The following is an 11274-nucleotide window of genomic DNA, read 5'->3' as shown; positions in this document are numbered from 1 at the left end:
CGCGAACATTCTCGCCAAGAACGAGGTGCCATTATACACACCAATTCACACCCCGCAACCCCTTTTTTCATCTTTTTGTGTTTTTATTTAAAATCGGTCAAAACACATCCCATTTAATAGAAATTTACAATGTTTGACGATACCGTTTAATGCATATTACGCCAACTATCAACACAAAGATGAGTATTGGCCACACACTAGAAAATACTTGGGCAAATTCATTACCCTTTAACACAATTCCTCTGATGATTCTCAAATAATGCGTTAGCGGCAATACCTCTCCAATATACTGCGCCCAAACTGGCATACCATAAAATGGGAACATAAAACCTGACAACAGCAGCGAAGGCAAAAAGAAAAAGAATGTCATCTGCATTGCCTGAAGCTGCGTCTTGGCAATGGTTGAAAAGGTAATGCCAACCAAAAGATTGGCTATAATAAACGGCAAAGTCGCTATAATCAGTAAAAGCACATTACCATAGAAAGGCACCTTAAAGAGCATTATTGCTGCGTAAAGAATCAGGCATAACTGCGCATAACCCACCAGTATATAGGGTGTAATTTTACCCAAAATAACTTCAAGCGGGCGCACAGGTGTTGCCAAAAGAGACTCCATCGTCCCAACTTCACGCTCACGCGTAATTGCAAGACCTGTCACCATTACCAATGTCATCGTTAGGATAACACCTGCCAAACCAGGCACAATATTGTACTGAGTAATCTGTTCAGGATTATATTTATTATGCACAACCACACTGAATGCTGACTGACCTGACTGCAGATATGAGAAACCATTTTTACTAAAGTCACGCGTGAAAACTGTATTTGTTAAATCTTTAAGCGCATTAATCGCATTACCTGAAGCAGAAGGATCGCTGCCATCAGCAACTAAAAGTATTTGTGGCTTTTGACCACGCAACATCTCTTTTGTAAAACCTGCAGGAATCTCAACAACAAACTGAGCTTTGGCTTCTTGCATCAGTGTTTGAGCTTCTTCTTTGGCAATATTCACATATTTGATATCAAAATATTGACTATTTTGTAACGCCGAAACTAATTGCCTTACTTGCGGTGTGTTGTCATAAACATTTAAAACGGTAGGCAAATGCCGCGGATTGGTGTTAATCGCAAATCCAAACAAGATTAATTGAATCAAAGGAATTCCAACCACCATACCAATGGTAACCTTATCACGCAGCATATGCGTAAATTCTTTCATCATCACAGCGATATAGCGCTGCAAACTAAAACCATATTGAAACTTCATGAGAAATTATCCTGATGTTGCTGCATTAAATGAATGAACACATCTTCTAAGGAAGGTTTAATCTCTTGCCATTCATAGTGACAATTTTGCTGTAGCACATCGTTAATATCAGTATTTTTTAACGCACTAACGTGCAAATCAAGTCCAAAAGCTGAAACCTGAACAATTTTATTGTTTTGCGCTAAGTCTACACGCAACTGTGATAAATTTTTCCCGCGGACAATCCATGTTCTCAATCCCGCCAAGTCTATCACTTTCGCGCATGTGCCACTAACCAACAAATCACCATAAGCAATATAAGCTAATTTATTGCAACGCTCAGCTTCATCCATATAGTGTGTACTTACCAGTGTCGTAATTCCTTGTTGAGACAATCGAAAAATTTCATCCCAAAAATCACGTCGCGCCTTAGGGTCAACACCTGCTGTTGGTTCATCTAATAACAACAACTCAGGTTCATGAATGGTTGCCACACCTAGAGCAAGTCGCTGCTTCCAGCCACCTGATAACGTCCCTGCTAATTGTTTTTTACGTGCCTGACCAATCTCTAGCTGCTCAATAATTCGCTGAACTTTCTCTTTGCGATTAGCTACATTAAAAAGTCGCGCAAAGAAATTCAGATTCTCTTCTATCGTCAAATCAGCATAAAGGCTAAACCGTTGCGTCATGTAGCCAACCTTTTGCTTAATGAGACTCCCTTGAGTTTTAATATCATAGCCCAAACAAGTACCCTGACCACTATCAACCTCAAGCAGTCCACAAATCATCCGAATAGTGGTTGTTTTACCAGAACCGTTAGGTCCAAGAAAGCCATAAATATCACCCTTTTCAACTTGAAGATTGATATTATTAACAACTTTTTTGCCATAAAAGCTTTTACTGACATTTTGCACATCGATGACCAAAGACATCACGACTCCTTTGTCAAATAAACGCTCACGGGCTGTCCAGGGTGCCAGTTTTTCATCGCTTTTTTATCAATTTTTGCTTCAACTTTAAAGCTTAAGTCTGCACGTGTTGACTGACTATAAATAACAGGCGGTGTATACTCTGCTTCAGGTGAAACATAGCTTATCGTGGCACTATTATTTTGACCTAATCCATCAACGCGAAAATAAACCATTTGCCCAATCGCTATTTGATGTAGATCAGGCTCAGGCACATAGAAAATAAGTTTTATTTGCTCTGGAATTAATAGTGACACAATTGGCTTATAGCTTTGAACTTCCTCATTTGGCCAATAATAGGTATCAAAAACCATCGCATTACTTTTGGCAACAATATTTGTCTGATCAGCATACCACTGCGAAAGTGCTTGATTTTTTTGACTTGACACAACCTTTGCTTTGGCACTTTGAATCTGTTTTTCACGCGCCTTAAGCTTATAGGTTACCAATTCTGCTTTAAGTGTTTCTAATTGCGCTACTGCTTGGTTGTATTTAGAGAGATCTAAATCGTAGGCTTGTTGGGAAATACTACCATCTTTTATTAAAGTCTGTGATCGCTCATAGCTTAATCTAGCATACTCAAGATCAGCCTGTGCTTTTTTAATTTCAGCTTCAACTTGATCAATATAAGGTCTACGCTTCCCTGTAAGTAAATCCTCATAAGTATACTGATTCGCTAGCACTGACGCCTTATCCACCTCCGTTTGCAACTGATACGGCGCCTTCTCCAAGGTGAAAAGTAACTGACCTTTTTTAATCAATTGCCCCTTGTGCACATCGAGACTGACTAATCGACCTGAAACACTGGATGAAATATAACTTAAATTCGCCTCAATATAACCTGGTAAAGCTTTTGAGTCTTGTTGCGACATGCGCCAATATAGCGTAACAATGACAACAATTAACACCAATGAAACAACAGCAATCATCTTATACATAGATTTTATGGGCTTCATCATAACTCACCTTTGGCTTATAGGCATATCATCACGCGCATTAAGCTCATCAAATGCTGCGACCATAATCATAATGATAAGTGGCAAAGTTAACGCATCAACAAAAACAATAACAACATGCTCAATGCCAAAGTTCATGTCACCTGCATGACCTATTGCCATAAATAACGCGTAGACAACATATTTAAGTAAAAGCACCAACATCACAATAAAGCCTAATTGCAAGGCATAAAGAAAGTTGCCTGTTAATAAGCGAAAATTCTCACGAAAGCTCATCCACACACCGACATTACCAAGAAGCACTGTGGGTAATAAGATCAACGTGAAGCTTGCTGCTAACCACAGACCAAATATATTTAAGAAGCTCGCCAAGAACCATAGAAATCCATTTAAAATGCAAACCATCAAGAATAAAGGAAAGCGCTTTTTGAAAATGATGAACGCTTTTTTGATCGTCTCTTTTTGCGCTACACCTTCTTTAAGGTAATTACCGCCAACACATACCAAAAGCCCATAAACGCACATGGTCACAAACATTGAAAATAGACCTAAAAACGCCAAGAATTGCGCATCTGGTAAGCTATCTGGCAATTTCCCTGACTGCATATAGCTTTGTATTGCCTCACCAACACCAGAATTTAGAGCATACAGTTTAAAATACTCAGCAATCGCCGCGCTGACCATTGCCAATAAAAAGCACGATTTTAGTGTTGCACGATACATCTGCCATGCACTTTTGAGTGTATTAACAATAGCACCTTTGTGTTTTAACATTGATTATTTCCGTAAAGCCATTTGACCTAAAAATGTTATTGTGGCAGATTAATCAAATCTTATAGTTATATCAATGCTTAGATGGCAGGAATTTAAATATGGAATTCTCAGATCGCGTTAAAGATCATTTCAGCAACTCAATTCAAACAAGCATCCTAATTGCCGACGGTCTAGCCGATGCCATCGCTCATGCAGGTCAAGTCTTGGTATCAAGCATTTTAGCTGGCAAGAAGATCTTAAGCTGTGGTAGTGGCGGTTCTGCCGCACTTTCTAATTACTTTAGCACACAACTTTTGCATAAATTCTCCATGGAACGCCCAGCATTACCCGCAATTTCTCTATCTAGTGATACTGCGGCATTAACTTCTATTGCCAATGATCATAGCTTTCGTTATGCTTTTTCACAACAAATTAGCGCCTTAGGTCAGCCTGAAGATATTCTATTATGCATGAGCACCTCAGGAAATGCTGAAAGTATCGTAGAAGCTATCAAAGTAGCACACGAAAAAAATATGCATATTATTAGCTTAACCGGCAAAGATGGTGGTAAGATACGTGCCATGTACAGGCCGAGTGACCTTGAGATTTGCATCCCTTCTGAGCAAGTTGCTTGCATCCACGAGGGACAATTGACAGTCATAAATTGTCTTTGTGAAGCAATCGATCATGGTCTCTTTGGCGTATAACCCAATACATAATGTGAGTGATAAAAGTTATAAATATGAAAAAACAACTTATTTTTTTTGCTACCTGTAGCACGCTTCTACTTTCGGGGTGTAGCATTTTTACTCCGTACACACCACCCATTCAGCAAGGCAAGATCATCTCTCAAGACATCATGAAACAGATTAAACCGGGAATGACCAAAGAACAAATCAAATATATCTTAGGGACACCGGATGTAATTGATCCTTTTGCACAAGATCAATGGAATTATATCTATAGCTTCCAAAACTCATTTGATGCTCCACGCTCGGAAAAACAGCTCATTTTAACGTTCAAGGGTAACAAACTTACTCAAGTAGGTGGTGACTACTCCCCACCTGAGACCATATACATCAGCAAGTAATTCTTGCCATCACATAGAAAATTCCATTTTTTCCACCTATACTGTCTAGCATGTAATGGATAACCATTTGATTGCTTATGACTCAGCACGGAATCAGTAGTTTTTTACTTAGCCAAAACCTTATTAATAATGATGACCTTGAACAAGCCATTGATGAAATAGACAATAGCAATGAGCAGCTCATCACTCATTTAATTCACAATAAACTACTTGATGCCAATGCATTTGCCATCGAGTCATCACAGTTTTTCAATTTACCTCTTTTTGACCTTAATGCTTATGATTTGGACTTTTTTCCGCGCGCTTTTCTGGATGAGCGCCTGATTAATGACTACGTCTGTTTGCCGCTTTACAAAAAAGATAAGACACTACTATTAGCAACCAGTGATCCATTAAACTTAAATGCCGTACGTGAGTTTCGCTTTTTCAGTAATCTAGATATTGAACAAGTCATTGTTGATGACAGTCTACTTAGACGTTTGATCAAAGAAGTTACCGAGAATACTACTGATCATGCCATGAAAACACTTGAAGGCATGGACCTTGAGGAAATTGATCTTGATATTGTTGAGTCCGATGATTTTGAGGATGATGATGACTTTGGTGATAACGATGAACCCGTGATCAAATACATCAACAAAATTATTGTTGATGCGATTAATAAAGGCGCTTCTGATATCCACTTTGAACCCTATGCCACTAACTTTAGAATCCGTTATCGTATTGATGGTTTGCTGCAAGAGATTGCCACACCACCACTTAAAATTGCCGCACGAACCGCCGCTAGAATTAAAATCATGTCGCAATTAAATATTGCAGAGAAGCGTATCCCCCAAGATGGACGCTTTAAATTAAAAATATCTAAGACGCATGTTATTGATTTTAGGGTCAGCACCTGCCCAACCGCCTTTGGCGAGAAGGTTGTCTTAAGGATCTTGGATCAAGCCAAAACAAATCTCAGTGTTGATAAGCTTGGTTTTGAACCGCATCAACAAGAAGTTTATCTTGCGGCATTAAAGCAATCCCAAGGAATGATTCTAGTAACCGGTCCAACTGGAAGTGGTAAAACAGTCACACTTTACACAGGACTACACATCATTAACACCGTTGATAAGAATATTTCTACCGCTGAAGACCCGGTTGAAATCAATGTTAACGGGATTAATCAGGTGCAAATTAATAACAAACAAGGACTTACATTTGCTCGTGCTTTAAAATCTTTTTTACGTCAAGATCCCGATATTATTATGATTGGTGAGATTCGTGACTTTGAAACCGCTGATATTGCAATCAAAGCGGCGCAAACAGGGCATTTAGTATTATCAACAGTACATACCAATAGCGCGCCTGAGACACTAAACCGCTTATTGGACATGGGCATTCCCCACTACAATATTATCTCTTCTGTGTCACTGATTATTGCTCAGCGTTTGGCACGTAAGCTCTGCCCACATTGCAAAAAACCAGCCCCTGATATTACCCGTGAACTGTTATTAAACATGGGTATTAGACCACAATATGTTGAAAAAGAGTTTACCGCATATACCAATGATCCAAAGGGTTGTGCGCGTTGTTTTAAAGGGTTTCGTGGGCGTGTTGCCATATATGAGGTAATGCCTCTGAGTCTGGCAATGAGCCGTTTGATTGTCGAAGGGCGCAGCACATTAACTTTGGCTGAGCAAGCCCAGCGCGAAGGCATTGACAATCTACAACAATCAGCTTTAATCAAAGTAGTTCATGGTGTCACTTCAATTGAAGAAGCGCATCGTGTTACCTCAATATAGTATTGATGAAGGTGAATAGATGAAAACAGTAAAAAAAACCAGTATCAAAAAGCAAACATTTCTATGGTCTGGCTATGATCGCCGTAGCATTGAGACCAATGGCATTATTGAAGCAATCAATATTGACCTTGCTAAAGCACAGATTGAACGCAATGGGATTAAAATCAGCAAAATCAAAAAACAACCGATTGAGCTCTTTCCTCAACGCATTAAAGAGGCCGAAATCACATTGCTTGCTCGACAGTTGGCAACCATGGCACACGCAGGAGTTCCGATTATTCGCGCATTAGATACAATCATGGAATCAAGTAAAAACAACTCATTCAAGAAGTTATTGATTCAAATTAAACAAAATGTCGAGAGTGGTAATTCGTTTAGTGATACGCTAAAAATGCACCCAAAATACTTTGATAAATTATTCTGCAGCCTGTGTGCTGCCGGTGAAGAATCCGGAACGCTTGATGTTATGCTTGATCGCGTTGCCTCGCATCGCGAATCTGTACAAAGTATTAAAAAGAAAGTTAAAAAGGCACTCACCTATCCTATTATGGTGATTTGTGTTGCCATTATTGTTACCTGGGTTTTACTTAATTATGCCGTACCCGCATTTGCCGATATTTTTATCTCCTCAGGCACTAAGTTGCCAACCATTACGCAAATCACGATTGACCTTTCAGAGTTTAGTCAGAAATACTGGTGGATTTTAGTCGTGGTCGTCGTTGCCACAATTGTGGCATTTAAAGTAGCTAAAAAGCGCTATCCTAAAGTGCAAGTATGGATTGACTACACATTGCTTAAACTTCCTGTCATAGGCAAAGTCATTCAAAAGTCCTCACTTGCCCGCTTTGCACGTACACTTGAAACAACCTCTTCAGCGGGGATGCCCTTGCTTGATGCATTAACAACAGTTGCTAATGCTACAGGTAATTCACGCTATGAAAAAGCGACGTTGTTTATCAAAGATGAGATTTCCAAAGGGCGAACGATGTTGCATGCAGCTTCTGAAACACATGTTTTCCCAGGGCTGATGTTACAGATGATCTCAGTAGGTGAAGAATCAGGGCAAGTCGAAGAAATGCTTGCCAATATCGCTAAGATTTATGAAGAAGATGTCGACGTGCTTGTCACTAATCTCAGTAGTGCTTTAGAGCCGATTATCATGATCATCTTAGGCTGTATCGTTGGCTTTTTGGTTGTTAGTATGTATGTACCGATGTTTAGCCTTGGTGAAGCGCTTTAATGATTGAAGTTAATTATCGCAATCATCCATGCCATTTAATTTGCCTTGCGCTTTCAAATCATTCAACGCTTTCCAACTGGCATCACTACAACCTTGCGGTTGCGTCTTTGGCATACACCATGCACTCCATGTGCCTTTATCAACGGTTTGTAAGCATTGTTTAAAGCCCGCTACTTGTAAATAAGCAGGTGGTAATACTTGCGCTGTTTTCATATTTGCATCCTTTGCAGTTGAATATTGGTTATCCTTTTGTGCCAACGTCACATAAGCATTCATCACCATTTTTTTTGAAACGCTCAGGTTATCATTATCTTTTGGCGCGGCATCTGCTAGCATATTCACTTTGGTATACATCACCGCACGCGGCTCAACAGAAGATTGACTAACACTATAATTGACTGAACGAATAAAATAATGGCTATTGGTCTTATGATTAAAGTCATTGACATACTGCTCAATCGATTGATACATCGAAATCATGGTATTGTCTTTTGCTTGATCTAACATTTCAGCGGTTGGGTCAAAATTAACGACCTCAACTTTGAAGCGGCTATTATTTGAGTTATTATTCTTTAACTCTTTTTGCAAGGTTTTAATTTCTTCACTTGTTAGACGCGCTTGAATAACCAATCGAATATTCTGCGCGCCACTATCTGCTTGTTTTTCTTTGTAATCTACCACCTTCCAGTCAATCTTTGGTAAAACACCTGATAGATTTTGAATCGCTGCTTTTTGAATAATCGTATTATCACCCTGCAAAGCCGTTGCATTGACAATAACATTTACCAATGCAGTCGTTGACTTAACGACGATTTCACTACTTTTAGAAAAACTAATCGTTGATTCTGAAGGTGTATTACTATCAGCATAAGCGCTAATACATAATAGCGATGCCGCACTTAACAACATGACTTTTTTTATTTGATTCATTGAATTTATCCTAAGCAATTTTTATTTAATATAACACTGGTAATTCTATCATTTTTTAAATAACAACCTCTACCATGATCCAGCATTTACTTGCAAATCGATATTTTATCTACGATACTTTGAAGACATTTGACTAAAAGGATTTATCCCATGATGACCAGAAAACAATTAATCAATGCAATATTTATCGGATCATTCGCCACCATACTAAGCGCCTGCACACATAATCAGTTTAGCGCTTTTGACTCGCCGAATGCCGATAGTCAGCCGAAAACACCGGGTTATTACAATCCAAATAATCAAAACTATGCGATGCCGCAAAACCAACAACCGATTGTTGAGAACCAATTCTACTGGAAAGAATCTCATGGCAAATCGGCGGTTGCTCCTGAGTAGCCCTAATAATATACCCATCGTAAATCATTTTGAGGTGTTAGTTGTGAAGTAGTTTGTGTTGATTTTAATTAGTTGACATTTGATAGAGGGAGTAATTGAAGCTCGACTTATTTTTGAATTATTACTATGGTCGTTAACTGCTCTATCGCTATTCTTTTATCTTGGCGTTATCCTTAGCCGATGCATCTTCTTTATTATCTAGCACTTTTGGTTTTTCTTGATCTTCTGATTTGTCTCTCTCTGATCTTTCTAACAACATATCACTTTTGATCTTATCTAAAGTTGGCTTAATATCCGCATAGGCTTTATCAATCTGATGATTAAACTCACCTTGGCTTTGTGCTTTGAGCACCGAGGTGACTTTTTTCTCAAGCTCAGCTAACGGCATATTGCGCGCTTCAGCAGGCATGATATCTAAACCAATTGATTGATAGAGTTTAGAGAGCGCTTCATGCGCACGCGCTAAGGTGACATCTTTGTCAAACTGTGCCGAAATCGCTTCAATACCTCGACGTATGGTGATTTGCTCATTGCCTTGATTGGCTTTTTCAAGTTTTTCAGCATGTTCAAAAAGCGACATCGATACTTTGGCCTCTTGCACTGCATAGTGAGCATCTTCTTGCCATAATAAATAGTTCGTATAGGCAATACGCACTTGGGTTAATACCGTAATCGTAGTTGCAATTTGTTTTAACTGTTCAAAGCTATGCGTTTGATTGGCAAGATTAATGGCATATGGACCGGTTAATACCGTTTGAATCAAATTAAGCGAGGCACCGATGTTGCCTCCCAACCAGTATTGGTTTTTCATAAACTCATTATTTGTAGCATTATAGCCAAAGGTAAAATCAATACCTGGCAGCATATTAACAATTGCCGCTTGAATTCCTTTTTTGGCAATCTCGGCTTGATATGAAGCTTGGCGTAATTCCGGGCGATATATCAATGCTAAAGTATCCATTTTTTCAAACTGTGGATTAATATCCGGCAGTTGCGCCAAATCAGTCCCTGGATTGGTTAGCTCAAATTCACTGCCTAAAGAGGCATTCATTAAACGCGCTAAAGTGGCTTTCGCATCCGCAATTTGTGCATTTAATTGATTAATTTTACGAATCGCTTTAATTAGTACTTGTTGATAATCAAGCTCAATTTGCGGGGTGTTGGCTTTGCTGCTGGCTGCCTCTTTGGAGCGCTTCAAGGCTAATTCTGCTTTTTCCTTAAAGCGAGTCACTTCAGAAATCATCGTTTGTGCCGTCCACGCCTTCCAGTAAGCGGAAACCACTTCCTGAATCAATTGTTGAGTGATCTTACGACGCTCTTCTTCGGCTATCATCACACGATTAGCTTGTTGTTGAGCTCTGGTGTAACTCAAACCAAGATCCAACAAACTCCATTGTAAACCGTATGATTGATTAATCACCTCGCGCGGAGTGAAGCTCTGATCTCCCGATACGACTTGACCATTGGAGTCTACGAGGTTTTGGATTAAATCATTATTTCTAAAGCTGTAATCAACACCCATATTAAGGGCTGGTAGCATTTCCATATAGGCTGCTTTTAAATTACCCGATTCGAGCATTAATTGTGCTTGTTGCACTTTATGATCAAGGTTATATTTCAACGTGCGCGCAATCGCTTCCGATAATGTAATCTTATGATTAATCGCCTGTTGCGCGTTGAACGCATTATGTAATCCTTTATAGGTATTATTCAATTGCGTTTCATGATCAACTGCTGTTGGCGTAATGCTACAACCGGCCATGATTAACGGCACAAATATCAAAGCAATTTGTTTGACACAAGTGCCTTTCCTGCATCCTAGTTCCTTTTTATAAACTGAAGTTACGCACTTTTGATGTTTGAATTTAAGAAATACGACCACAGATTATGAGTGAAATAAATAAAACTGAT

General features: G+C 39.2%; 11 protein-coding genes. 5 read left to right on the top strand and 6 right to left on the bottom strand.

The window, feature by feature from the left end:
* Nucleotides 1-124: 124 nt before the first annotated feature.
* The 4 genes from ACTS4L_RS10625 to ACTS4L_RS10610 are packed head-to-tail and all read right to left on the bottom strand — an operon-like array spanning nucleotide 125 to nucleotide 3944.
* Entirely contained in the window at nucleotides 125-1267 is a 1143-nt protein-coding gene (locus tag ACTS4L_RS10625) for an ABC transporter permease (RefSeq protein ID WP_440617750.1), read from the bottom strand.
* Nucleotides 1264-2178, bottom strand: a complete 915-nt coding sequence (locus tag ACTS4L_RS10620) for an ABC transporter ATP-binding protein (RefSeq protein WP_440617749.1) — start codon at nucleotides 2176-2178, stop codon at nucleotides 1264-1266. Before ACTS4L_RS10620 ends, ACTS4L_RS10625 begins: the two co-directional genes overlap by 4 nt.
* Nucleotides 2178-3173, bottom strand: a complete 996-nt coding sequence (locus tag ACTS4L_RS10615) for an HlyD family secretion protein (protein WP_440617748.1) — start codon at nucleotides 3171-3173, stop codon at nucleotides 2178-2180. Before ACTS4L_RS10615 ends, ACTS4L_RS10620 begins: the two co-directional genes overlap by 1 nt.
* 3 nt (nucleotides 3174-3176) lie before the next feature.
* Complete coding sequence (locus ACTS4L_RS10610) at nucleotides 3177-3944, bottom strand: hypothetical protein (RefSeq protein WP_440617747.1); 768 nt, start codon at nucleotides 3942-3944, stop codon at nucleotides 3177-3179.
* A gap of 98 nt (nucleotides 3945-4042) precedes the next feature.
* Here ACTS4L_RS10610 and ACTS4L_RS10605 point away from each other — a divergent pair, with 98 nt between their 5' ends.
* The 4 genes from ACTS4L_RS10605 (at nucleotide 4043) to ACTS4L_RS10590 (ending at nucleotide 8037) form a co-directional block, all read left to right on the top strand.
* Nucleotides 4043-4630: a D-sedoheptulose-7-phosphate isomerase gene (locus ACTS4L_RS10605; RefSeq protein WP_440617746.1), complete on the top strand. Its 588-nt coding sequence runs from the start codon at nucleotides 4043-4045 to the stop codon at nucleotides 4628-4630.
* Between the two features lie 35 nt (nucleotides 4631-4665).
* Nucleotides 4666-5013, top strand: coding sequence for an outer membrane protein assembly factor BamE (locus ACTS4L_RS10600; RefSeq protein WP_440617745.1), 348 nt, complete (start codon nucleotides 4666-4668; stop codon nucleotides 5011-5013).
* 77 nt (nucleotides 5014-5090) lie between these two features.
* Complete coding sequence (gene pilB / locus ACTS4L_RS10595) at nucleotides 5091-6797, top strand: type IV-A pilus assembly ATPase PilB (RefSeq protein ID WP_440617744.1); 1707 nt, start codon at nucleotides 5091-5093, stop codon at nucleotides 6795-6797.
* Between the two features lie 19 nt (nucleotides 6798-6816).
* Nucleotides 6817-8037 (top strand): type II secretion system F family protein, encoded by a 1221-nt coding sequence (locus ACTS4L_RS10590; RefSeq protein ID WP_440617743.1) that lies wholly within the window; start codon nucleotides 6817-6819, stop codon nucleotides 8035-8037.
* 9 nt (nucleotides 8038-8046) lie between these two features.
* On the opposite strand, the gene ACTS4L_RS10585 is transcribed toward ACTS4L_RS10590, so the two are convergent.
* Nucleotides 8047-8967, bottom strand: a complete 921-nt coding sequence (locus ACTS4L_RS10585) for a hypothetical protein (protein ID WP_440617742.1) — start codon at nucleotides 8965-8967, stop codon at nucleotides 8047-8049.
* A gap of 150 nt (nucleotides 8968-9117) precedes the next feature.
* On the opposite strand from ACTS4L_RS10585, the gene ACTS4L_RS10580 reads away from it, so the two are divergent.
* Complete coding sequence (locus ACTS4L_RS10580) at nucleotides 9118-9363, top strand: hypothetical protein (protein ID WP_440617741.1); 246 nt, start codon at nucleotides 9118-9120, stop codon at nucleotides 9361-9363.
* A 148-nt stretch (nucleotides 9364-9511) separates the two neighbouring features.
* On the opposite strand, the gene ACTS4L_RS10575 is transcribed toward ACTS4L_RS10580, so the two are convergent.
* Complete coding sequence (locus ACTS4L_RS10575) at nucleotides 9512-11137, bottom strand: TolC family protein (RefSeq protein ID WP_440652019.1); 1626 nt, start codon at nucleotides 11135-11137, stop codon at nucleotides 9512-9514.
* Nucleotides 11138-11274: the final 137 nt, after the last annotated feature.

The sequence above is a fragment of the Cysteiniphilum sp. 19S12-1 genome, assembly GCF_052030685.1.
In the GTDB taxonomy this organism is placed as follows: domain Bacteria; phylum Pseudomonadota; class Gammaproteobacteria; order Francisellales; family Francisellaceae; genus Caedibacter.
Note: the sequence above shows the minus strand (reverse complement) of the source record. Positions and strands in the feature narration are given on the sequence as shown.